20 protein-coding genes are annotated in these 23,705 nt (G+C 64.4%); 7 read left to right on the forward strand and 13 right to left on the reverse strand.

What is annotated here, in order from left to right; all coding sequences use genetic code 11:
- Nucleotides 1-6 precede the first annotated feature (6 nt).
- The 7 genes from mlaE to LE190_RS15425 all read right to left on the reverse strand — a co-directional run bounded on the left by mlaE (nucleotide 7) and on the right by LE190_RS15425 (nucleotide 11,368).
- Nucleotides 7-789, reverse strand: a complete 783-nt coding sequence (mlaE, locus tag LE190_RS15395; RefSeq protein WP_225239518.1) for a lipid asymmetry maintenance ABC transporter permease subunit MlaE — start codon at nucleotides 787-789, stop codon at nucleotides 7-9.
- Nucleotides 786-1,589 (reverse strand): ABC transporter ATP-binding protein, encoded by an 804-nt coding sequence (locus tag LE190_RS15400; RefSeq protein WP_225239519.1) that lies wholly within the window; start codon nucleotides 1,587-1,589, stop codon nucleotides 786-788. Before LE190_RS15400 ends, mlaE begins: the two co-directional genes overlap by 4 nt.
- A gap of 449 nt (nucleotides 1,590-2,038) precedes the next feature.
- The gene (locus LE190_RS15405) at nucleotides 2,039-3,502 is read right to left on the reverse strand and encodes a glutamate synthase subunit beta (RefSeq protein WP_225239520.1); all 1,464 of its coding nucleotides are present in this window, start codon (nucleotides 3,500-3,502) and stop codon (nucleotides 2,039-2,041) included.
- A 31-nt stretch (nucleotides 3,503-3,533) separates the two neighbouring features.
- On the reverse strand, nucleotides 3,534-8,249 hold the full coding sequence (locus LE190_RS15410) for a glutamate synthase-related protein (protein ID WP_225239521.1): 4,716 nt from the start codon (nucleotides 8,247-8,249) through the stop codon (nucleotides 3,534-3,536).
- A 279-nt stretch (nucleotides 8,250-8,528) separates the two neighbouring features.
- Nucleotides 8,529-9,239: a transposase gene (locus LE190_RS15415; RefSeq protein ID WP_225239522.1), complete on the reverse strand. Its 711-nt coding sequence runs from the start codon at nucleotides 9,237-9,239 to the stop codon at nucleotides 8,529-8,531.
- Nucleotides 9,240-9,517: 278 nt separating this feature from the next.
- The gene (locus LE190_RS15420) at nucleotides 9,518-10,198 is read right to left on the reverse strand and encodes a response regulator transcription factor (protein ID WP_225239523.1); all 681 of its coding nucleotides are present in this window, start codon (nucleotides 10,196-10,198) and stop codon (nucleotides 9,518-9,520) included.
- Between the two features lie 12 nt (nucleotides 10,199-10,210).
- Nucleotides 10,211-11,368, reverse strand: coding sequence for a sensor histidine kinase (locus LE190_RS15425; RefSeq protein WP_225239524.1), 1,158 nt, complete (start codon nucleotides 11,366-11,368; stop codon nucleotides 10,211-10,213).
- Between the two features lie 148 nt (nucleotides 11,369-11,516).
- Here LE190_RS15425 and LE190_RS15430 point away from each other — a divergent pair, with 148 nt between their 5' ends.
- Nucleotides 11,517-11,765, forward strand: coding sequence for a DUF3297 family protein (locus tag LE190_RS15430; protein ID WP_224947098.1), 249 nt, complete (start codon nucleotides 11,517-11,519; stop codon nucleotides 11,763-11,765).
- Nucleotides 11,766-11,843: 78 nt separating this feature from the next.
- Here LE190_RS15430 and LE190_RS15435 read toward each other — a convergent pair whose 3' ends face one another.
- Entirely contained in the window at nucleotides 11,844-14,981 is a 3,138-nt protein-coding gene (locus LE190_RS15435) for a DEAD/DEAH box helicase (protein WP_225239525.1), read from the reverse strand.
- Nucleotides 14,982-15,213: 232 nt separating this feature from the next.
- On the opposite strand from LE190_RS15435, the gene LE190_RS15440 reads away from it, so the two are divergent.
- Nucleotides 15,214-17,565 carry a Tex family protein gene (locus LE190_RS15440; protein WP_225239526.1) on the forward strand — a complete coding sequence of 784 codons (2,352 nt, stop codon included), beginning with the start codon at nucleotides 15,214-15,216 and terminating at the stop codon, nucleotides 17,563-17,565.
- Nucleotides 17,562-18,029, forward strand: coding sequence for a GNAT family N-acetyltransferase (locus tag LE190_RS15445; RefSeq protein ID WP_225239527.1), 468 nt, complete (start codon nucleotides 17,562-17,564; stop codon nucleotides 18,027-18,029). The genes LE190_RS15440 and LE190_RS15445 overlap by 4 nt, the downstream gene beginning before the upstream one ends.
- Here the strand turns inward: LE190_RS15445 and LE190_RS15450 are convergent.
- Nucleotides 18,013-18,300, reverse strand: a complete 288-nt coding sequence (locus tag LE190_RS15450; protein WP_225239528.1) for a hypothetical protein — start codon at nucleotides 18,298-18,300, stop codon at nucleotides 18,013-18,015. The genes LE190_RS15445 and LE190_RS15450 overlap by 17 nt on opposite strands.
- 75 nt (nucleotides 18,301-18,375) lie before the next feature.
- On the reverse strand, nucleotides 18,376-18,687 hold the full coding sequence (locus LE190_RS15455; RefSeq protein ID WP_225239529.1) for a hypothetical protein: 312 nt from the start codon (nucleotides 18,685-18,687) through the stop codon (nucleotides 18,376-18,378).
- A 154-nt stretch (nucleotides 18,688-18,841) separates the two neighbouring features.
- Here LE190_RS15455 and grxD point away from each other — a divergent pair, with 154 nt between their 5' ends.
- Nucleotides 18,842-19,156: a Grx4 family monothiol glutaredoxin gene (grxD, locus tag LE190_RS15460; protein ID WP_225239530.1), complete on the forward strand. Its 315-nt coding sequence runs from the start codon at nucleotides 18,842-18,844 to the stop codon at nucleotides 19,154-19,156.
- A 3-nt stretch (nucleotides 19,157-19,159) separates the two neighbouring features.
- A complete protein-coding gene (locus tag LE190_RS15465) occupies nucleotides 19,160-19,777 on the forward strand; it encodes a UbiX family flavin prenyltransferase (protein ID WP_225239531.1) in 618 nt (205 codons plus the stop codon).
- 17 nt (nucleotides 19,778-19,794) lie between these two features.
- Here LE190_RS15465 and LE190_RS15470 read toward each other — a convergent pair whose 3' ends face one another.
- The 3 genes from LE190_RS15470 to LE190_RS15480 all read right to left on the reverse strand — a co-directional run bounded on the left by LE190_RS15470 (nucleotide 19,795) and on the right by LE190_RS15480 (nucleotide 21,794).
- Nucleotides 19,795-19,971 carry a hypothetical protein gene (locus LE190_RS15470; RefSeq protein WP_224947091.1) on the reverse strand — a complete coding sequence of 59 codons (177 nt, stop codon included), beginning with the start codon at nucleotides 19,969-19,971 and terminating at the stop codon, nucleotides 19,795-19,797.
- A gap of 123 nt (nucleotides 19,972-20,094) precedes the next feature.
- Nucleotides 20,095-20,508, reverse strand: a complete 414-nt coding sequence (locus LE190_RS15475) for a hypothetical protein (RefSeq protein WP_224947090.1) — start codon at nucleotides 20,506-20,508, stop codon at nucleotides 20,095-20,097.
- Nucleotides 20,509-20,729: 221 nt separating this feature from the next.
- Nucleotides 20,730-21,794, reverse strand: a complete 1,065-nt coding sequence (locus LE190_RS15480) for an MBL fold metallo-hydrolase (RefSeq protein WP_225239532.1) — start codon at nucleotides 21,792-21,794, stop codon at nucleotides 20,730-20,732.
- 133 nt (nucleotides 21,795-21,927) lie between these two features.
- Here LE190_RS15480 and LE190_RS15485 point away from each other — a divergent pair, with 133 nt between their 5' ends.
- The gene (locus LE190_RS15485; RefSeq protein ID WP_225239533.1) at nucleotides 21,928-22,329 is read left to right on the forward strand and encodes a MerR family transcriptional regulator; all 402 of its coding nucleotides are present in this window, start codon (nucleotides 21,928-21,930) and stop codon (nucleotides 22,327-22,329) included.
- A 120-nt stretch (nucleotides 22,330-22,449) separates the two neighbouring features.
- Nucleotides 22,450-23,646: an isovaleryl-CoA dehydrogenase gene (locus LE190_RS15490; RefSeq protein WP_225239534.1), complete on the forward strand. Its 1,197-nt coding sequence runs from the start codon at nucleotides 22,450-22,452 to the stop codon at nucleotides 23,644-23,646.
- Nucleotides 23,647-23,705 lie beyond the last annotated feature (59 nt).

Genomic DNA, 23,705 nt, shown 5'->3' on the forward strand with positions numbered 1-23,705 from the left:
GACTGCTTATTTATTGAACATCAATGCGGTCATGATGAAGTCCAGGCCCCAGACCATCAGCGACGCAATGACGACGGTGCGCGTGGTGGCGCGCGACACGTCTTCCGGCGTGGGCTTGGTCTGGTAACCCTGGAACAGCGCCGTGAACGTGACCGCGATACCGAAGATAAAACTTTTCAATACGCCGTTCAGTACGTCAGCGCGCACATCCACGCCGGACTGCATCTGCGACCAGAACGCGCCTTCGTCCACGCCGATCAGTTGCACACCGACCAGGTAGCCGCCGAACACGCCCACCGCCGAGAAGATGGCAGCCAGGATCGGCATGGCGATCACGCCGCCCCAGAAGCGCGGCGCCAGCACGCGCTGGACTGGATTAATCGCCATCATTTCCATGGCGGACAGCTGCTCGCCGGCTTTCATCAGGCCGATCTGGGCCGTGAGCGAGGTGCCGGCGCGGCCGGCGAACAGCAGCGCGGTCACGACCGGACCGAGTTCGCGCACCAGCGCCAGCGCCACCACCTGGCCCAGCGCCTGTTCCGCGCCGTACTGGTTCAGGGTGTAATAGCCCTGCAGGCCCAGCACCATGCCGACGAACAGGCCGGAAACGATGATGATCACCAGCGAATAGTTGCCGATGAAATGGATCTGTTCCGAGATCAGGGATGGGCGCCGGAAGGCGCCCGGCGAGACGCCGAGCAGGTTGAAGAAGGCGCGCGTGGCGAAGCCGACGCTGCCGATCGCTTCGCGCACGCTGCGGCCGACGGTTTCCAGGAGACGCGCGATCATGGGCGCACTCCCAGCCCGAGGTCGTCGGCCAGCGACTTGCCCGGATAATGGAAGGGTACCGGACCATCCGGCGCCGCGTTCACGAACTGCTTCACATAAGGATCTTGCGAGACGCGCAGCTCGGCTGGCGTACCTTCCGCGACGATTTTGCCGGCAGACATGAAATACACGTAGTCGGCAATGGCAAAGCATTCGTGCACGTCGTGCGAGACCAGGATCGAGGTCGAGCCGAGCGCGTCGTTCAGGTTGCGGATCAGGTTGGCGGTCACGCCCATCGAGATCGGATCGAGTCCGGCGAAGGGCTCGTCGTACATGATCAGTTCGGGGTCGAGCGCGACGGCGCGTGCCACAGCGACCCGGCGCGCCATGCCGCCCGAGATCTCGGCAGGCTTGAGCCTGTGCGCATTGCGCAGGCCGACGGCATTGAGTTTCATGAGGACCAGGTCGCGGATCAGCTCTTCCGGCAGGTCGGTATGCTCGCGCAGCGGGAAGGCGACGTTGTCGAATACCGACAGGTCCGTAAACAGCGCGCCGAACTGGAACAGCATGCCCATGCGGCGGCGCAGGCGGTACAGGCCCTCGGTATTGAGCTGGTGCACGACCTCGCCACCAACGCGCACCTCGCCGCGCTGCGGGCGGATCTGGCCGCCGATCAGGCGCAGGACGGTCGTCTTGCCACAGCCCGAGCCGCCCATGACGGCGACGAGCTTCCCGCGCGGGAAGTCCATACGGAGGTTCGACAGGATGGAACGCTCTCCGTATGCAAAGTGCAGATCGCGGATTTCAACTAGGTTTGACACAGCGTCATTAAATTTTGGGTAATCCGTTATTGTAGTGCAGAAAGCTCAAGCCCCGCTTGAGGCAGCCCATTTTTGGGACGCTTCCCTGGTATGTGCATGCAAGAAAACTAACCGATGAGTCAGATAATTTCGTCTGTAAGGGTTTGTTTTTTAAGAGATATGTATGTCTACCAACATTTACTCTTGTTAAATTATATCAACAAACATCCGAAGGCGATGAATCATACATTTTTGCATGTATCTTTTTTCACACATCGTATTTCGTGGTGCATGATGCACCGCAATAAGGCTTAGCGTACGAACATTGCCTGATAGGTCATCGTGCGTGCACGCACATAAGTGTGTCGGTAGCGGTAAATACCGGCTCGCTGTTGGATGCTGTCCACAGCAAGGCGGCAAGCCAAAAGAAAAGGCGGCCGCAGCCGCCTTCATCGCGCATGAAAAAACGCCTAGCGCGGCAGTACGGAGCTTCCCATGAGGAATTCGTCGACCGCACGGGCGCACTGCCGGCCTTCACGGATGGCCCAGACCACCAGCGACTGACCGCGGCGCATGTCGCCGGCCGCGAACACCTTCGGCTTCGAGGTCTGGTAGGAACGCTCGCCGTCGGTCGTGGCGCGCGCGTTGCCGCGCGCATCCTTCTGCACGCCAAAGGCGTCCAGCACGGTCTGCACCGGCGACACGAAACCCATGGCCAGGAACACGAGGTCGGCTTTCATCTCGAATTCCGAATCCGGCACTTCGCTCATCTTGCCGTCCTTCCACTCGACGCGGCAGGCCACCAGTTTTTCCACCTTGCCGCCCTTGCCTTCCAGCCGCTTGGTGGCCACCGCCCAGTCGCGCTGGCAACCTTCTTCATGCGAGGACGAGGTGCGCAGGCGGGTCGGCCAGTAGGGCCAGACCAGCGGCTTGTTCTCGTGCTCGGGGGGCATCGGCATCAGTTCGAACTGGGCGACGGAAGCCGCGCCATGACGGTTCGAGGTGCCGACGCAATCGGAACCGGTATCGCCGCCGCCGATCACGACCACGTGTTTTCCGGTGGCCTTGATCTGGTCCTTCAGCTTGTCGCCCGCGTTGACCCGGTTCTGCTGTGGCAGGAAGTCCATCGCGAAGTGCACGCCCTTCAGCTCGCGTCCGGGCACCGGCAGGTCGCGCGGCTGTTCGGCGCCACCGGCCAGCACCACGGCATCGAATTCCTGCTCCAGGTCTTCCGGGAAGATCGTATCGCGCGCCATGTTGGATACGCTGGCAGGGAAATCCTTGCCAACCAGGACGCTGGTGCGGAAGCTCACGCCCTCTGCCTTCATCTGCTCCACACGGCGGTCGATCAGGCCCTTCTCCATCTTGAAGTCGGGGATGCCATAGCGCAGCAGGCCGCCGATGCGGTCGCTCTTCTCGAACACGGTGACCTCGTGGCCGACGCGCGCCAGCTGCTGGGCGGCTGCCAGGCCGGCCGGACCGGAGCCGATCACGGCGACTTTCTTGCCGGTCTTGCTGGCGGCCGGTTGCGGCACGATCCAGCCATGTTCCCAGCCGCTGTCGGCGATCTTGCGCTCGATCGACTTGATGCCGACCGGGTCGTCGTTGATGCCCAGCGTGCAGGCCGATTCGCAGGGGGCCGGGCAGATGCGGCCGGTGAATTCGGGGAAGTTGTTGGTCGAGTGGAGGTTCTCGACGGCCGCACGGTAGTTGCCGTGATAGACCAGGTCGTTCCAGTCGGGGATCTGGTTGTTGACCGGGCAGCCCGTGTTACAGAACGGGATGCCGCAGTCCATGCAGCGCGCGCCCTGCACCTTGGCCTGGCCGTCGGTGAGGGTCAGCACGAATTCCTTGTAGTTCTTGACGCGTTCAGCCGGTTCGAGGTGACCCTCTTCCTGCCGCTCGAATTCCATGAAGCCGGTAATTTTGCCCACGTTGTGTTCCTTCCTTCTCTTGCAGGTCTGCTCAGGCAGCCAGTTCGATCTTGTCGTTGGCTTCTTCCATGCTCGAGTTGTGCATCTCCTCGAGGGCGCGCTTGTAATCGGTCGGGAAGACCTTCACGAACTTGCCGCGGCTGTTGGCCCAGTCGTCCAGCAGGTTGCGCGCGCGGGTCGAACCCGTGTGCTTGAAGTGGCGCTCGATCAGGCGGCGCAGGATGGTTTCGTCCGACTCGCGCTCGCCGTTGCGGGTCTGGCTGTGCCAGCCGGCCTTGTCGTCCTGCTGGCGCGTGGACAGCACCGGTTCCAGGTTCACCATCGCGGTGTTGCACTTGCCGGCAAACTCGCCGTTCGGGTCGTACACGAAGGCTACGCCGCCCGACATGCCGGCCGCGAAGTTGCGCCCGGTCTCGCCCAGCACCACGACCGTCCCGCCGGTCATGTACTCGCAGCCATGGTCGCCGCAGCCTTCCACGACCGCCACCGCGCCCGAGTTACGCACCGCGAAACGCTCGCCGGCCACGCCATTGAAAAAGGCTTCACCGGAAATCGCGCCATACAGCACGGTATTGCCGACGATGATGTTGTCCACCGCCCAGCCGCGGAATTCGGTGTTCGGCCGCACGATGATGCGCCCGCCCGACAGGCCCTTGCCGACGTAGTCGTTGCCCTCGCCGACCAGGTCGATCGTGATACCGCTTGCCAGGAAGGCGGCGGCCGACTGGCCGGCGGTACCCTGCAGCTGGATGTGGATGGTGTCGTCGGGCAGGCCGGCATGGCCATAGCGCTTGGCCACTTCGCCCGACAGCATGGTGCCCACGGTGCGGTTCAGGTTCTTCACCGGCGAGATGAAGGAAACCCGCTCCCCCTTTTCCAGCGCGGCCTTGGCCTGGGCAATCAGCTTGTGGTCTAGGGCGCGGTCCAGGCCGTGGTCCTGGACGTCGGTGTGGAACAGCTCGCGCGGTGCGTCCAGCTTCGGCTGGTAGAAGATCCTGGAAAAATCCAGGCCCTGCGCCTTCCAGTGCTGGATCGCTTTCGCCTTGTCCAGCAGGTCGGTGCGGCCGATCAGTTCGTCGTAGCTGCGGATGCCCAGCTGCGCCATGATCTGGCGCGCTTCCTCGGCCACGAAGAAGAAGTAGTTCACCACGTGTTCCGGTTTACCCTGGAACTTGGCGCGCAGCACCGGATCCTGGGTGGCCACGCCTACCGGGCAAGTATTCAGGTGGCACTTGCGCATCATGATGCAGCCTTCGACCACCAGCGGCGCGGTGGCGAAGCCGATTTCATCGGCACCCAGCATGGCGGCGATGACGACGTCGCGGCCGGTGCGCATCTGGCCATCGGCTTGTACCCGGATACGGCTGCGCAGGCCATTGAGCACCAGGGTCTGCTGGGTCTCGGCCAGGCCCAGTTCCCAGGGCGTGCCGGCATGCTTGACCGAGGACAGTGGCGAGGCGCCGGTGCCGCCGTCGTGGCCCGCCACCACCACGTGGTCGGCCTTGGCTTTCGAGACGCCGGCGGCGACGGTGCCGATGCCGGTTTCCGACACCAGTTTCACCGAAATCGAAGCTTGTGGATTCGCGTTCTTCAGGTCGTGGATCAGCTGCGCCAGGTCTTCGATCGAATAGATGTCGTGGTGCGGCGGCGGCGAGATCAGGCCCACGCCGGGCACCGACACACGCAGCGTCGCGATGTACTCGGTGACCTTGTGGCCCGGTAGCTGGCCGCCTTCGCCCGGTTTGGCGCCCTGCGCCATCTTGATCTGGATCTGGTCGGCCGACGCCAGGTACTCGGCGGAGACGCCGAAACGGCCCGACGCCACCTGCTTGATCTTCGAACGCAGCGAGTCGCCCTCTTGCAGCGGGATGTCGGCCACCACGCGGTCCGAACCCAGGATCGAGGCCAGCGTCTCGCCCTTGGCGATCTTGATGCCCTTGAACTCGCCCATGTAGCGGCGCGGGTCTTCGCCGCCCTCGCCGGTGTTCGACTTGCCGCCGATGCGGTTCATCGCGATGGCCAGCGTGGCGTGGGCCTCGGTACTGATCGAGCCAAGCGACATCGCGCCGGTGGCGAAACGCTTGACGATCTCCTTGGCCGGCTCGACTTCGTCGAGCGCAATGGCCTTCGATGGATCGATCCTGAACTCGAACAGGCCGCGCAGGGTCAGGTGGCGGCGGCTCTGGTCGTTGATGATCTGGGCGTATTCCTTGTAGGTGCCGTAGTTGTTGGCGCGCGTGGAATGCTGCAGTTTCGCGATCGCGTCCGGGGTCCACAGATGGTCCTCGCCGCGCACGCGGAAGGCATATTCGCCGCCGGTGTCGAGGGCATTGGCCAGCACCGGGTCGTTGCCGAAAGCGAGACCGTGCAAGCGCAGCGCTTCCTCGGCCACTTCGAACAAGCCGATGCCCTCCACCGTCGAGGAGGTGCCGCGGAAGTACTTGTCGACCAGCGACTTGTTCAAACCCACGGCCTCGAAGATCTGGGCGCCGCAATACGACATGTAGGTGGAGATGCCCATCTTCGACATCACCTTCATCAGGCCCTTGCCGACCGCCTTGGTGTAGTTGGTGATGGCCTTGTCGGCATCCATCTCGTGCGGCAGGTGCCGCGCCAGGTCGCTCAGCGTTTCCAGCGCCAGGTAGGGGTGCACGGCTTCGGCGCCGTAGCCGGCCAGCAGGGCGAAATGGTGGGTCTCGCGCGCCGAACCGGTTTCCACCACCAGGCCGGTGGAGGCGCGCAGGCCGCGGCCGACCAGGTGCTGGTGGATGGTCGAGGTGGCCAGCAGCGCGGGGATCGCCACCTGTTCGCTCGACAGCCTGCGGTCCGAGACGATCAGGATGTTGTGGCCGGACTTCACCGCATCGACCGCTTCCGCGCACAGCGAGGCCAGGCTGGCCTCGATGCCTTCCTTGCCCCAGGCGACCGGATAGCAGATGTTCAGCTCATACGACTTGAACTTGCCGCCGGTGTGCAGGCTGATCGCGCGCAGGCGGGCCATGTCGTCGAAGCCGAGGATGGGCTGCGACACTTCCAGCCGCATCGGCGGATTGACGTTGTTCGTGTCCAGCAGGTTGGGTTTCGGTCCGATGAAGGACACCAGCGACATCACCATGCTTTCGCGGATCGGGTCGATCGGCGGGTTCGTCACTTGCGCAAACAATTGTTTAAAGTAGTTATACAAAGGTTTGAGCTTGTTCGACATCACCGCCAGCGGCGAGTCGTTGCCCATGGAGCCGGTGGCTTCCTCGCCCAGCACCGCCATCGGCGCCATCAGGAACTTCAGGTCTTCCTGGGTGTAGCCGAAGGCTTGCTGGCGGTCGAGCAGGGCAATGGGAGCCTTTTCGCCTTGCGCATCCTGGGCGCGGTGCTGGGCCAGCTGGCTCTCGGACAGCTTGATTTCATTGAGCTTGATGCGCACCGACTTGATCCAGGCTTTATAGGGCTTGGCATTCGAGTAAGTGTCCTTCAGTTCCTTGTCGTCGACGATGCGGCCGGCTTCCAGGTCGATCAGGAACATCTTGCCGGGCTGGAGGCGCCACTTCTTGACGATGCGCGATTCGGGGATCGGCAGCACGCCGGATTCGGAAGCCATCACCACCAGGTCGTCCTCGGTGACCACGTAGCGCGCCGGACGCAGGCCGTTGCGGTCGAGGGTGCCGCCGATGTGGCGGCCGTCGGTGAAGGCCATGGCGGCGGGGCCGTCCCAGGGCTCCATCATCGCGGCGTGGTATTCGTAGAAGGCGCGGCGGTTGTCGTCCATCGCGGTGTGGTTTTCCCAGGCTTCCGGGATCATCATCATCATCGCCTGGGCGATCGGGTAGCCCGCCATCACCAGCAATTCGAGCGCGTTGTCGAAACAGGCGGTGTCGGACTGGCCTTCGTAAATCAAGGGGAACAGCTTGCCCAGGTCTTCGCCCAGCACGGCCGACTTCAGCATGCCTTCGCGTGCGCGGGTCCAGTTGAAGTTGCCCTTGACGGTGTTGATCTCGCCGTTGTGCGCGATCAGGCGGTAGGGGTGCGCCAGCGGCCATTCCGGGAAGGTGTTGGTGGAGAAGCGCTGGTGCACCAGGGCCAGGGCGGAGATGCAGCGCGGGTCCTGCAGGTCCTTGTAGTAGACGCCCACCTGGTCGGCCAGCAGCAGGCCTTTATAGACGATGGTGCGGGCCGACATCGAGGGCACGAAGAACTCCTTGCCGTGCATGAGTTTCAGCGCCTGGATCGCGTGGCCGGAGGATTTGCGGATCACGTACAGCTTGCGCTCGAGCGCGTCGGTGACCATGATGTCGGGCCCACGGCCGATGAAGATCTGGCGGATCACTGGCTCTTTCGCCTTCACGAACGGCGACATCGGCATGGCCTCGTCGACCGGCACGTTGCGCCAGCCGAGCACCACCTGTCCTTCGATGCGCACGGCGCGCTCGATCTCCTGTTCGCAGGCGATGCGCGAAGCGTGTTCCTTCGGCAGGAACACCATGCCGACGCCATATTCTCCGGGCGGCGGCAGCTCCACGCCCTGCCTGGCCATCTCGTCGCGGAAATACTGGTCGGGGATCTGGATCAGGATGCCGGCACCGTCGCCCATCAGCGGGTCGGCACCGACCGCGCCGCGGTGGTCGAGGTTCTTCAGGATTTGCAGGCCCTGCTCGATGATGGAATGGCTTTTGTTGCCCTTGATATGGGCGATGAAACCGACGCCACAGGCATCGTGCTCATTGGCTGGATCGTACAAACCTTGGGCAATCATGAGGCAATCTCCACAACTTTTCGGGGGTCGAAAATCGAGAATAGTGCAATGCAACACAATCGGCAACAAGAACAATTAGGGTCAGAGTCGAATTGTTTGATAACTTTCCCAAGCGGTATTTAATTGGGGACAGAGTAAAATGACTTGTTCAAACATCTTCTTGCTTACTGATAAGTCTCTGATTTCAGGAGAAAAACTTGTTTTTTCCTAGATGCTATGCCGCATAAAAAACGGCACGCCTGGCGTGCCGTTCGATGACTTTTCGTCCTTGGCCGCGACTTATGTACTCGGCAGCGGCGGAATTGGTTCCCGGAATGGACGCCCACGCTTGGCGGGCAGGATCTGGCGCTTGGTCTTGCGCTCCAGTTCCGCCTTGAAAGTGTCCGAGCCAAGGGGCTGGTTCTTCAGGACGGCCGTGGTCACGAAGTCGACTTCATCCTGTGGAATGCCCTGCATGACCAGTTCCGAATACGCCGCTTCACGCTGGAAGGGGGTATTGCCCATGCCCCAATACAGGAGGTGATCGGTGATCAGCCCGTCGGTGCGCATGCCGGTATGGTGGGCATAGCTGGACCAGGGGTAATCCAGGGGAGCGGCCACCAAGCCGGCGCGCACCGGGTTGAGCTCGATATACCGGCTGCAAGCCAGGAAATAGCTGTCCGTATCGATCAGCGAGGTGCGGAAGCGCCCTTCGAACAGGCCGCCCGTGCGTGCGTACTTGTGGTTGAACCAGGGGACATAGAAGCGCCCGACCTTCTGCATCATGAGTGCCAGGCCGAGCTTGTCGGATGGCGTCGCCAACAGGTGGATGTGGTTGGGCATCAGCACATAGGCGTGAATCGCCACCTGGTAGAAGCGCGCCGCTTCCTTGAGCCAGGCAAGAAAATGCTGGTAATCCACCTCTTCCCGGAAGATGGGCTGGCGGTTGTTGCCACGCTGTATGAGGTGGTGTGGCTGCTGCGGAATGACGAGTCGGGGAAGGCGTGCCATGGCGTGCTCAAAAGTCGAGCAGGCATTTTAGCCGAGAAGTTTTACTCTGTCCCCCATTAAGCTCAAACTTCGGAGGAATGCTGCCGACTCTGTCCCCAATTACATTGGAGGTGCATGCCGTACATGCTCCACTGGGAAGTATAGTGAGCAATTGCTCAATAATTCGACACTGACCCCATTGATTTCGGATCAATTACTCGATAATTGCACTCTGACCCTCTTTGTATCGTAGGGCATTTTGGGAAATTGTCTGGAAATTCGACTCTGACCCCGAGGGGTCAGGAGAGGGTGAAGCCGGCGGAAAGGCTGTAGCCTTCGCCGTAGGCGCTGCGCAGGGGGAGGTCCTGGCCGAGGCCGGAGCGGGCTTTCTTGCGCAGGCGGTAGACCAGCATGTCGACCCGGCGGCTGGCATCCGGGTCCTCGCCGCCCATGCCAGCCACGATCACCTGGCGCGGGACCGGGCGGGTATTGATGGTCAGGAGGTGCAGGAAATTGCACTCCTTCTCGGTCAGGTCGATCACCTTGCCACCCAGCTCGAGCTGGCGCGCGCTCACGCGCAGCGTCCACTTGCTCGGCGCCGGCGCCGGATCGGTGGGGCGCACGCGGCGGTCCAGGGCTTCGATGTGGGCCGCCAGTTCAGGAAACTTGATCGGCTTGGTCAGGTAATGGTCGGCGCCCAGGCGCAAGCCCAGGATGCGGTGGTCGAACGCGACCCGCCCGGTCAGCACCAGGAGGCCGATCTCGGGATACAGCTGGCGCATCCGCGGAATGACATTGAAGCCGTCTTCATCCGGCAGGCCGAGGTCGAGTACGACAACCGCTGCCGGCGTGCGCGTCAGCGCCGCCCACATCTCGCTCGCGGTCTTGGCAATCGTGACGTCATGATCGAGCTCCCTCAGGAATTCCGCCATGTCGTCGGCATATTCGCCATTGTCTTCAACAATCAGTATCTGCGTCATGGATTGGCCATGTTAATGATCGGTCCGATTATCACTGCTGGGCGGAGATGAGGCAAGTTGTTGTTGTCCGCCCATATGCTGTGCGGGCAGCCAGAGCCGGAACTCGGTACCCCGCTTTCCGTCCCGCTCGCCCAGGCGCAACATGCCGCCATGGACATCGACGATCGAATGCGCCATGTACAGCCCGAGTCCACTGCCCGGCAGGCCGGCCGCATTGCTGCCGCGGTAGCCCTTGTCGAAGATGTGCGCCGCATCCTGCGCAGGTACGCCGGGACCTTCGTCGCGCACCGTGAATTCGACGCCGCTGCCGCTGCGCCGCACGCCGAGTCCGACCGGCGTGCCGGCCGGCGAGAACAGCAATGCATTGTCGACCAGGACCTTCAGCGCCAGCCGCAGCCCTTCGGGCTCGCCGCGCAGCGCCGCCGCATTCTCGTCGCCGTCCATCTCGACCACTGCTTCGCGTCCAGCCGCGCGCAGCTGCTGCACGCCCGCTTCCAGCAGCTCGCGCGCGACGATCGTGTTCGGCTGGCGCACCTTGCCGATCGCCGCCATCCGGTCCGGCGACAGGTATTCGTCCAGCATCGCGATCAGGCGGTCCACGGCGACCGCGATCTTGCGGTAGCGCTGGCGCACCGCTTCGTCGGCGCCGTGCGCGGTCGCCTCCAGGCGCTGGATCGCGCCGTCGATGGTCGCCAGCGGCGTGCGGAATTCGTGGTTCAGCAGGCTCGCGAAGCGGCGCTGGTCGGCCAGGTGGGCGCGCTGCGGCGACAGGTCGCGCAACAGGGCCAGCAGCGTGCTGCCGCCATCGTCATTCTGCACGACCTTGGTGATCACCTGCAGCCCGAGCGGATGGCCGTGCGCATTGCGCACCTCGACTTCCTGCACCAGGCGTTCACCCGGCGCCCCCGCCGCGCCCGCCGCGAGCTGCCGGCCGAGCGCACCCAGCGCTTCCTGTGCGCCGCCACCGGCCAGCACTGCCTGCAAGGCGGCGCCATCGGCGCCCAGTAGCGTGGAAAAGCCCGGGCTCAGGTAGCGCAGCGTGCAATCCGGCAGGTCGATGCGGACGGCGATGTCGCCGCCGAGTTCGGCAAGTAGTCGGAAATGGTCAGCAGCGCCAGCGTGCTCGGAGCTGGCCGCAGTGGTGGGATCGGCAGCCGGGCTTGGAGTCATCTGGACTTTCTGTTAGCGGTGAAACAATGAGAGTTGCCAGGAGTATATCGTCGATGCTGCCCTCTTGTATAGCCACGGCTGGCGCGGCGCCGTGCGAACCGATGAAAAATGCGCCATACGGCGCCTAGTTGGTGGATAATTCGCGTCTATGAACGATACCGCTACCCTCCCCCCACTCCCGGACCGGCTCTCGATCGACCCGAGCAGCCCTTTTCATGACCGCGACGTCTTCCAGCGCGACATTGGCATCCGCTTCAACGACAAGGATCGCCACGACGTGGAAGAGTATTGCATCAGCGAAGGCTGGATCAAGGTCGCCGCCGGCCGCACGCTTGACCGCAAGGGCAAGCCGATGCTGATCAAGCTGAAAGGCAAGGTCGAGGCGTTCTACAAGTAAGACGCTCAAGACGCTTCAAAACAAAAGGCGGCTGGTGCAAACCAGCCGCCTTTTTCACGTCCTTCTACTGGCGCGTGCCTATTCTTCCAGCGGCGCGAAGATCGCCTGCAGGTCTTCCTGCGTCAGTGCCATCTTCTGCGATTCGCCTTCTGCCAGGATCGACTGCGCCAGCTCCGACTTCTTCTGCTGCAGCAGCTGGATCTTTTCTTCCAGCGTACCCTTGGCAATCAGTTTATAGACGAACACGGGTTTGTCCTGCCCGATGCGCCAGGCGCGGTCGGTGGCCTGGTTCTCGGCCGCCGGGTTCCACCACGGGTCGTAATGGATGACCGTGTCGGCCGCGGTCAGGTTCAGGCCGACGCCGCCCGCCTTCAGGCTGATCAGGAAGATCGGCACCGCGCCCTGCTGGAAGGCGGCGACCTGCGCCGAGCGGTCGCGCGTCTCGCCGGTGAGCAGCGCATAGTGGATGCCGCGCGCGGCCAGTTCCTCTTCGATCAGGAACAGCATGCTGGTGAACTGCGAGAACACCAGGATCTTGCGTCCTTCGCCCAGCAGGTCTTCGACCATCTGCATCAGGTCGGCCAGCTTGGCCGATACCGGCGCCGAATTCTTCTTGGCCGGCATCGCCTTCACCAGGCGCGGGTCGCAGCACACCTGGCGCAGTTTCAGCAGCGCCTCCAGGATCACGATCTGGCTGCGCGCCACGCCCTTGCGGTCGATCTCGTCGCGCACTTTCTTGTCCATTGCCAGGCGCACCGTTTCGTACAGGTCGCGCTGTGGACCGGAGAGTTCGATGCGGCGCACCATCTCGGTCTTTTCCGGCAGCTCCTTGGCCACGTTGTCCTTCGTGCGGCGCAGCAGGAAGGGCTTGATGCGGCGGTTGAGCAGGGTGCGCCGCACCGTGTCGTCCTGGCGTTCGATCGGGTGGCGGAACTGGTTGTTGAAGCTTTTCTCGTCGCCCAGCAGGCCCGGCATCAGGAAGTGGAACTGCGACCACAGCTCGCCCAGGTGATTTTCCAGCGGGGTGCCGGACAGGCACAGGCGATGGTTGGCATTGAGCGAACCGGCCGTCTGCGCCGCCTTCGAGCGGGTGTTCTTGATGTAGTGCGATTCGTCCAGGATCACCAGGTGGTAGTGGTGCTCGCGCAGCTTTTCCTCGTCGCGCGGCAGCAGCGCGTAGGTGGTCAGCACGATGTCGGCCTGCGCGACCTGGTCGAACAGGTCCATGCGCTCCTTGCCCTGCAGGAGCAGCACCTTCAGGCTGGGCGCGAAGCGCGCGGCTTCATCGAACCAGTTGGTCATCAGGCTGGTCGGGGCGATCACCAGGGCCGGGCTGGTCAGGCGCCCTGCTTCCTTCTCGGTGAGGATGTGGGCCAGGGTCTGCACGGTCTTGCCCAGGCCCATGTCATCGGCCAGGATGCCGCCCAGGTCGTACTCGCGCAGGAACTGCATCCACGACAGGCCATCGAGCTGGTAGTCGCGCAGCGTTGCCTGAAGTCCTGCCGGCGCCTCGACCTTCTTCACCGAGCCGAACTGGCTCAGCTTGCGGCCGGTCTCGCGCAGGCGCTCGCCGCCGGTCCAGCGCAGCTCGAGGCCGCGCGCCAGGTCTTCCAGGCGCGCCGCGTCCAGCGTCGACAGGCGCAGGCGGTTCTTGATCTTGTCGTTGAAGTAGAGTTCACCCAGGGTGGCCAGGATGGGTTTGACGCGGGCCCAGGGCAGCGCCACGCGCACGCCGTCCGGCAGCGTGGCCAGCATCTGGTCCTGTTCCCCATGCGCGGCCAGCACGGCCGGATCGAATTCGAGTGGCGCGCTGCGGATCAGTTGCACCAGCACCGGCAGCAGCGGCACGCGCTTGCGCGCCACCATGATGCCCAGTTCGAGCTCGAACCAGGCATTGCCCGCCTCGACCGGTTCATCGATGTCGGCATACCAGTCCTCGACGGCGACCGTGTCGTAGCGGTACTTGGCCGACTTCTGCACGTGCCAGCCGGCGTCGGACAGGGCATCGAGGTCGCCCTCGGCGAAGCGCAGCCAGTGCGCCTGGCTGTCCAGCACCAGCGCGCCGGCCATCGCGTTGAAGGGGGCGCTGGCCGGCTTGCGAAAGCCCATCTCGTTGAGGGCGTTGAGCGCCGCGGCTTCGGCCTTCGGATCGCGTTCGATGACCTCGGTGATGTCGCCGATCTGGCGCACCACGCGCTGGGCCGGATCGAAGGAGACACGCTGGCCGTCGTAGTCGTAGGCCAGCACGGCGAAGTCGTGCCAGCGCGGGCTGCCGCCCTCGGACATCTGCACGGAATCGAGCAGCAGGTGCGGTATCGGTTTGACGTCGTTGCGCAGGCGCTGGGTCAGCGGCTGCGGCAGCGGCATCAAGGTCTGCAGGCCGTGCGCCAGCAGCAGCTGCGACACGCGTTTCTTGTCGGTGCCGGACAGCGCCGGCGCCTGCGCCACCAGCGCCTGCAATTCGGCCAGCGAGATGTCGACCCCGCCGCGATTGAGTTCGAGCGGACCGATCGACAGATTGTCGATGTACCAGGGCGGATCGGTCGGCAGCATGTAGTCGATCAGGTCAGCCCCGCTGTGGGTCGCGCCCTTGGCCGGTTCCACCGACCATCCGAGCTTGGCCACGCGGCCCTCGTCGCGCCAGGCCAGGCTGGCCAGGCGGGTCGGGCCGGCCTGCAGCGGATAGACCAGGCCACCGGCCATGTCGGACCAGGAGTTCGCCCACAGCAGCTTGCCCTGCTCGAGCAGCATCTGGAGCAGGATGGCGCCCACTTTCCCTTTCGGTTCGGTGGCGCTGGTACCCTGCGCCGAGCCGCTGCGCATGGCGATGAAGAAGCGCACCAGGTCGACGTCGTCGCCCTCCAGGTAAGCGGGCGGCGCCGACAGCAGCGAGAACACTTCGCTCACCGGACTGGCGGCGGCGACCTCGCCGTTCGGACGCAGGCGCGCCTTGCACAGGCAGATGGCGACGTGGCGCCCGCCGCTGGTAGGGGCCATCACGTAGACGAACTTGTACTGCACGGCCTTCGGATCGGCGATCTCGTCGCTCAGTTTCGGCTGCGGGTGGGCAGCCGCTTCGACCCTTTGCAGCCAGCTCACCACCGGTGCGGGCAGGGCGGGAGCGCGTGCGGGAACGCGGGCGACGGCAGGTGCCTGCGCGGGTGCCAGCGCGGATGCGTCGGCGGCGTTCTCGCGATGATCATCGACTGTGTGCATGGGTCTTGTGACTCGTATCAAAAACGACAATAAATACCATTATCCTTCATACGAGCGCTTCTGTTTTGTTCGGAATCGCACGTAGCAGGCAAAACTTGCAAGGGGCGCCGCGATGCGCGCGCGCAGCCGACTGTTCTCGCATGTTCAGGTGCGGCTGTCAAGACTGGCGTATCGTCCGCGTTTGCGTATCATTGTTCGCTTGACCTTTTTGCGATCGCCTGATTCACGCACCATGCTGCCCTCCATCGAACAACGCCTCGCCCTCGAACTGTCCGCCAAACCGGCCCAGGTGGCCGCCGCCGTCGCCCTGCTCGACGAAGGCGCCACCGTCCCCTTCATCGCGCGCTACCGCAAGGAAGCCACCGGAGGCCTGGACGACATCCAGCTACGCCTGCTCGAAGAGCGCCTGCGCTACCTGCGCGAGCTCGAGGACCGGCGCGCCGCGATCATCGCCTCGGTCACGGAGCAGAACAAGATGACACCGGCGCTGCTCGATGCGCTTACCCACGCCGAGGACAAGACCCGCCTCGAAGACCTGTACCTGCCCTACAAGCAGAAGCGCCGCACCAAGGCGCAGATCGCGATCGAAGCGGGTCTGGCGCCACTGGCCGAGGCCTTGCTCGACGATCCGGCGCTCAATCCGGAAGAAACCGCCGCCGGCTACCTGCGCGAAGCCTTCACCAACGCCGATGGCGGCGCCAATCCAGGCGTGCCCGATGCCAAGGCGGCGCTCGACGGCGCGCGCCAGATCCTGATGGAGCGCTTCGCCGAGGACGCCAGCCTGCTGCAGTCGCTGCGCGAATACGTGCAGGAGCACGGCGTGGTCGCGTCGAAGGTGGTGGCAGGCCAGGAGGACGCGGGCGAGAAATTCGCCGACTACTTCGACTATTCCGAGACCCTGTCCACGATTCCTTCGCACCGCGCGCTGGCCCTGATGCGCGGGCGCCGCGAGGGCGTGCTGGACGTCGTCCTGCGCCTCGATTCGGAGCCCGAGAAGCCGAAGTGGGACGCGCCGCACAATCCCTGCGAGAACCGCATCTGCGCCGCCTTCGGCATCAAGGCGCAAGGCCGTCCGGCCGACAAGTGGCTGCTCGATACCGCGCGCTGGACCTGGCGCGTGAAGACCTCGGTCTACATCGAGACCGAGCTGATGGGCGCGCTGCGCGAGAAGGCGGAAAGCGATGCGATCAACGTCTTCGCGCGTAACCTGAAGGCGCTGCTGCTGGCGGCGCCGGCCGGCCCGCGCGCCACCATGGGCCTGGACCCAGGCCTGCGCACCGGCGTCAAGGTGGCGGTAGTCGACGCCACCGGCAAGGTGGTCGATACCGCCACCGTCTACCCGCACCAGCCGCGCAACGACTGGGAAGGCGCCCTGCACGTGCTGGGCCAGCTGGCGGCGAAGCACAATGTGTCGCTGATCTCGATCGGCAACGGCACCGCGTCGCGCGAGACCGACAAGCTGGCCGCGGACCTGATCAAGCAGAATCAAGAGCTCAAGCTTCAGAAGATCGTCGTCTCGGAAGCCGGCGCCTCGGTGTACTCGGCCTCCGAATTCGCCTCGCGCGAGCTGCCGGAACTGGACGTCTCGCTGCGCGGCGCGGTCTCGATCGCGCGCCGCCTGCAGGACCCGTTGGCGGAACTGGTCAAGATCGATCCGAAGTCGATCGGCGTCGGCCAGTACCAGCACGACGTGTCGCAGACCCAGCTCGCGCGCTCGCTCGACGCGGTGGTGGAGGACTGCGTGAACGCGGTCGGCGTGGACGTGAACACGGCATCAAGCGCGCTGCTGGCGCGCGTCTCGGGCTTGTCCGGCAGCGTGGCGCAGAGCATCGTGCACTACCGCGACATGCAGGGCGCGTTCGCCTCGCGCGCGGCGCTGAAGAAGGTGCCGCGCCTGGGCGACAAGACCTTCGAGCAGGCGGCCGGCTTCCTGCGCGTGATGAACGGCGAGAACCCGCTCGATGCCTCGGCGGTCCACCCGGAATCCTATCCTGTGGTCGAGAAGATCCTGGGTGATATCAAACGCGACATGAAGGCGGTGATCGGCGACAGCGCCTTGATCAAGTCGCTGAATCCGGCCAAGTATGCCGATGAAAAATTCGGCGTGCCGACCGTGACCGACATCCTGAAGGAACTGGAAAAGCCGGGCCGCGACCCGCGCCCGGAATTCACCACCGCCACCTTCAAGGAAGGCGTGGAAGAGATCGCGGATCTGCGCCCGGACATGATCCTGGAAGGCGTGGTGACCAACGTCGCCGCCTTCGGCGCCTTTGTCGACATCGGCGTGCACCAGGATGGCCTGGTGCACATCTCGGCCCTGTCGAACAGCTTCGTGAAGGACCCGCATACGGTGGTCACGGCCGGCCAGGTGGTCAAGGTCAAGGTGCTGGAAGTGGACCCCAAGCGCAAGCGCATCGCGCTCACCATGCGCCTGGGCGACAGCGCGCCGCAGCCGGGCGCACGTCCGGAACAGCGCGGCGACCGCAACGACAGCAAGCGCCTTGCCCAGCACCAGCGCCAGGAACGTCCGGCGCCGGCCGCCGGCGGCGCGATGGCGGCCGCTTTCGCCAAGCTGAAGAAATGATGGCGGCGGGCGTCGCGCGGGCCGATCCCGCCAGCCCCGACGCCCAGGCGCTGCTGGCGGAACTCGACGCCACGCTGCGCGCCCTCACCGGCGACAGCGGTGCCTCCTCCTTCGATCCGGACGAGGTGCGAGGCCCGCAAGCTGCATTCCTGATTGCGCGCGATGCGCATGGCGAACCGCTCGGCTGCGGCGCGCTGCGCCCGCTGCTGCCGGGCGTGGCCGAACTCAAGCGCATGTATGCGCGCCCCGGCAGCGGCGCAGGCGCGGCCTTGCTGGCCGCGCTCGAAGCCGAGGCTAGAGCGCTGGGCTACCGTGAACTGCGCCTGTCCACGCGCCGCGCCAACCTGCGTGCAGTCGCGTTCTACCGGCGCCACGGCTACGCCGATGCGCCGCCGTGGGGGAAATACATCGGCAGCGCGCTCTCGGTCTGCCTCGGCCGGCAGCTCGTCAGCGGCTGTGCTTGAGGAACAGGCCCACCATGTACACGCTCAGGAAGCCGAAGCCGATCATCAGCATGCGCGCTTGCGGCATGGCCGGACGACCGGTCTTGCGCATGGTGAACGCGTCGCGCAGCAGCAACAGCGCATAGCCGAGCGCCGCCGCGCCGCAGATGATTTCGCCCACGCCGCCGCGCAGGATGCCGCCGGCGAGGTTGATGACGCCGGGGATCCCGAGCAGGGCGGCAATGAGCAGGTTGATGCCGGCGGAAGGGCCGCGGCGCGGTGGCTGTTGCATGGTTCAGGCCTGGAGTCGATGGAAAACCGCGCGATCATACCGCAGTCGCGGGCCGGCGATGCCAGGTCAAGGAACTCAGGCTGCGATGCGCAGGGCGATGGCCCCCACCTTCACCATGAAGCACAGGCAGAACAGGCCGAAACAGGCATAGCCGACCAAAGTGGTGCGGCTCGATCCGAGGTCGGCGCGGCGCTGGCGCCAGGCCTGCACCGCGCAATACAGCAGGAAGCCGCCCGCCAGCAGCTGGGCCGCGCCGAGCATCAGGTCTTCCGGGGGCTGGTCGGCGCCGGGCAGCAGCACGTCGTACAGCCCGGGCAGGGTGAACAGGGCCGCCATGATCCACAGCAGCGGCGTTGGCATGGACGCAAAACCTTGGTAGGTGCTCATGGCGGCTCCGGTCTTGGATGGCGTGCAAGCATCATAGCGGCATTTTCGGCGGCGAAAACACGTGGATTGTCACACCCGGCCGCGGCCTGCATGCCTGCCCTGCCGAATTCTTATAGAATGTCGGCATCCAACCATTCCCACTGAAGGCACACACATGAGCGACGTTCAAAACTGGATCAAAGAGACCGTGACCAACACCCCGGTGGTGCTGTTCATGAAGGGAACCGCCCAGTTCCCGCAATGCGGCTTCTCGGGCCGCGCCATCCAGATCCTGAAAGCCTGCGGCGTCGATAACATCGCCACCGTCAACGTGCTGGAGGACGCCGAAGTCCGCCAAGGCATCAAGGATTACTCGAACTGGCCGACCATCCCGCAGCTGTACGTGCGCGGCGAATTCATCGGCGGCTCGGACATCATGAACGAAATGTACGAATCGGGCGAACTGCAGTCCCTGCTCAAGAACGGCTGATCCATGACCGGCCGAGCGCGCGGTGAGGACCGGCGCCGCATCGTCGTCGCCATCACCGGTGCGACCGGCGCGGTCTATGGCGTGCAGCTGCTGCGGCGCCTGCATGCGATGCCCGCAATCGAGACCCACCTGGTGGTGTCGGACGCCGCCTCCCTCACCCTGCACCAGGAACTCGGCCTGCAGCGGCGCGACGCCGAAGCGCTGGCCGACGTCGTCCACCGCAACCGCGACATCGGCGCTTCGATCGCCAGCGGCTCCTACCAGACCGACGGCATGGTGATCGCTCCCTGTTCCATGAAGACCCTGGCGGCGGTCGCGCACGGACTGTCGGACAACCTCGTCACGCGCGCCGCGGACGTGATGCTGAAGGAGAGACGCAGGCTGGTGCTGATGGTACGCGAGACGCCGTTCAACCTGGCCCACCTGCGCAATATGACGGCCGTGACGGAAATGGGCGGCATCGTGTTCCCGCCCCTGCCGAGTTTTTACCAGCGGCCGGCGACGATCGAAGAGATGGTGGAACATACGGTCGACCGTGCGCTCGATCTGCTGGGACTCGACAATGCCCAGGCCCCCCGATGGGCCGGGATGAAGGATACGGCCCACGGCCGGGACGGCTGATCCGCCCCGTATCCGCGTCAGCGCTTGTCGCCGTCGAACATCGGGTCGTCGGCCTTCTTCGCCTCGCGCGCTTCCTCGATCATCCGCCGCCGGGCATTCCGTTGTCGCATCACCTCGGCATGGCGCGCCGCCGTCATTGGCGGGGCGGTCATCAGTTCCTTGAGCTGGGCGGTGTTGGCGTAGTTGTTTCGCATACGGCGGCTGCTCCTCGATGAGTCCCTGACCCTGTGGCAGCGGACCCGCTTGCCACAGGCTGATTATGACCCAGCTCCAGCCGTTTGTGCGCCCTCAGGCGTACGAAAAGTGCAACTGCGAAACTATTTTTGCTCGGGCTTCTGGTGGTTCATGCGCACCAGCATGCGGATGAACTCCCGGGCCAGCTGGCGGTGGTGGTCATCCAGGCGCTGCAGGTCCGCGATCAGCTTGACGTCGGCCGATTCGAAGCGGGCGCCCTGGCTGCTTTCGCCGCCGTTCGCCTGCTCGACACCGCCAAAACGCAGCCAATCGGCCGGCACGCCCAGCCACTGCGCGATCATGCGCAGCTTTTCCTGGGTCGGGATGGCTTCTCCGACGAGCCACTTGCGGGCTGCATGGACGGTGATCGGGCGGCCTTCGAAACGGATGTTGAATTCCCTGGCGAGGCGAGTCGGGCTATCGGGCGAGTAGTGGGCGTTCTTCAGCGCCTGCTGCAGGCGCTCACTGAAGCTCTCCCGTTCATTTGTCGAATTCATTGTACTTACGATTCATGTCAGATGGCCGGCTCCAGACTGCTGAGCACCGGCAACGGACAATCATACCCTTAAAAAGTAACAAAGATGTGATTATTTAATAGAATTTCCATGCTAAAAGCCCATGAAATTTCGCTCCCATTCCCCATTTGGGGTATGAAAATATATCTTATTGGAAAGAATATGTCATATGCCACGTGATTGTGGCATTGATTTCGATAATTTCAGGCGCGCTGGAAGCGCACTACGCCATCGACGCCACGGTTGCGGCGCAGCAGGCCCTCGTGCCACAACTTGTGCAGGTGGGCCAGTGCCTCGCCCAGAGCAAAGCTGAGCTGGTGGGCGTCGAGCTGGCGGCGGAACATCAGGGGCACGATGTCCACCGCCGACATTGGCGTGGCGCAGGCGACCAGGACCTCGGCCAGGCGCGCCGCGTGGTGCTCGCGCAACTGACGGATCCGGGTATGCAGGCCGCGGAAGGGCTTGCCGTGCGAAGGCAGCACGAGCGTGTCTTCGGGCAAGTTTGTGAATTTTTCCAGCGACGCGAGATAGAGCGCAAGGGGATTGCCTTCCGGCTCGACCGCAAACACGGAAACATTGGTCGATATGCGCGGCAAGACCATGTCGCCGGAAATCAGCACGCCCAGAGCCTGCGCATACAGCGCGGCGTGCTCGGGCGAATGGCCGAAACCGGTGATCACCCGCCACTCCACGCCGCCGACCTGGACCAGGTCGTCATCACGCAGGCGGGTATACGCTTCGGGCACGGCCGGCACCAGGGAGGGATAGTAGTTCTTGCGGCTGCGCATCTGCTCGAGCATGGACGGATCGACCAGGCCATGGCGCTCGAAGTGCGGGATGGCCGATGGGCCGTCGACGCCCGGCAGGGCCGCCGCCATCATGCGGGCAAAGGCGAACTCGCCGGCCGTGGTCCAGAATGGCGCAGCCGAACCGGTGGCCACGCGCTCGCCCAGCCAGCCGGACAGGCCAACGTGGTCCGGATGGCAATGGGTGGCGAAGATGCGCAGCAGCGGCGCGCCGTCCAGGCCGTGAGCGAGCACTTGCTCCCATGCCGCGCGCGTGGCGTCGGTGGCGGCGCCGCAGTCGACCACGCTCCAGCCAGCCTGCCTCTCCTGTTCGTCGCGCAGCAGCCACAGGTTGATGTGGTCGAGCGCGAACGGCAAGGGCATGCGGATCCAGGCCAGGCCGGGCGCCAGCTCCTGCACGCTGCCCGGCAGGGGGATGGTGTCGCCAAAGGGATAGTGCAGCTGGGCTTCGAGCGGATTCATGGAAAACTTTCGTGTTCGTCGACAAGCGGTCGCGCTACAATGCATTAACGTTAACGTAAACGGAAATGCGCAACCGGGATTGTAAGCCATTTGCGCATGCCGCTTTCCTGTCCAGGTTTTCTACCCTAGCACCATGGTTACCTACACCATCGCCGAACTGGCCCGTGAATTCGACATCACGGCCCGCGCCATCCGCTTCTACGAAGACCAGGGGCTGCTCAGCCCCAAGCGCGAAGGCGTGGGCGGGCGCAACCGTGTCTACACCCCGCGCGACCGCACCCGCCTGAAGCTGACCCTGCGCGGCAAGCGCCTCGGCCTGACGCTGTCGGAAATCAAGAGCATTGTCGACATGTACGAATCGCCGCGCGACACGGTGGCCCAGATCGACCGCTTCCTCGGCGTGCTCGCCCACCAGCGCGTGACGCTGGAGCAGCAGCGCGCCGACATCGAGATGGCGCTCGAAGAAATCTCGGCCCATGAGGAAGAATGCCGCCGCCTGCTGGCTGAAAACAGCGCGCGCCAGGACGCGGCCTGAGCGAACGGAGCAGCAGCGGCTCCGCCTTTTTTGCCCTTTGGTTGACGTTTACGTTAACGTAAGAGGCGAGTATCATGCACCTTTCATTCCCGCTCAACCACCGTTCACGTGAGGACGACCATGCTGCATCTCCCAGGCCTGACCTTTGACCATGGCGAAGACATCGCCGCGCTGCGCGAAGCCGTACAACAGTTCGCCCAAAGCGAGATCGCACCGCGCGCGGCGGAGATCGACCGGACCGACCAGTTCCCGATGGACCTGTGGAAGAAGATGGGCGAACTCGGCCTGCTGGGCATCACCGTGGGCGAGGAATACGGCGGCGCCAACATGGGCTACCTGGCGCACATCGTCGCCATGGAAGAAATCTCGCGCGCCTCGGCCTCGGTCGGCCTGTCCTACGGCGCCCACTCGAACCTGTGCGTCAACCAGATCAAGCGCAACGGCAGCGAAGAGCAGAAGCGCAAGTACCTGCCCAAGCTGATCTCGGGCGAGCACGTGGGCGCACTCGCCATGTCCGAGCCGAACGCCGGTTCCGACGTCGTCAGCATGAAGCTCAAGGCCGAACTGAAGGGCGGCCCGAATGGTGACCATTATGTCCTGAACGGCACCAAGATGTGGATCACCAACGGTCCGGACGCCGACACCCTGGTGGTGTACGCCAAGACCGACCTCGAAGCGGGCCCGCGCGGCATGACCGCCTTCCTGATCGAAAAGGGCTTCAAGGGCTTCTCGATTGCCCAGAAGCTCGACAAGCTGGGCATGCGCGGCTCGCACACGGGCGAGCTGGTGTTCCAGGACTGCGAAGTGCCGGTCGAGAACGTACTGGGCGGCGTCGGCAAGGGCGTCAACGTCCTGATGTCGGGCCTGGACTTCGAACGCACCGTGCTGTCCGGCGGCCCGCTGGGCATCATGTCGGCCTGCATGGATGTCGTGGTGCCTTACATCCACGAGCGCAAGCAGTTCGGCCAGGCGATCGGCGAATTCCAGCTCATGCAGGGCAAGATCGCCGACATGTATTCGACCATGATGGCCTGCCGCGCCTACGTGTACGCCGTGGGCCAGGCCTGCGACCGCGCGACCTCGCCGGAACAGGTGCGCGCCCTGCGCAAGGACGCCGCCGGCGCCATCCTGTACAGCGCCGAGAAGGCCACCTGGATGGCGGGCGAGGCGATCCAGACCCTGGGCGGCAATGGCTACATCAACGAGTACCCGGTCGGCCGCCTGTGGCGCGACGCCAAGCTGTACGAGATCGGCGCCGGCACCAGCGAGATCCGCCGCATGCTGATCGGCCGCGAGCTGTTTGGCGAGACGATGTAATGTAGGGTGGGCGGATGCACCGCCCACGCGTTCAACGCTACATGGCGCGCGAGACGCAC

The organism is Massilia hydrophila, assembly GCF_020208145.1.
In the GTDB taxonomy this organism is placed as follows: domain Bacteria; phylum Pseudomonadota; class Gammaproteobacteria; order Burkholderiales; family Burkholderiaceae_D; genus Telluria; species Telluria hydrophila.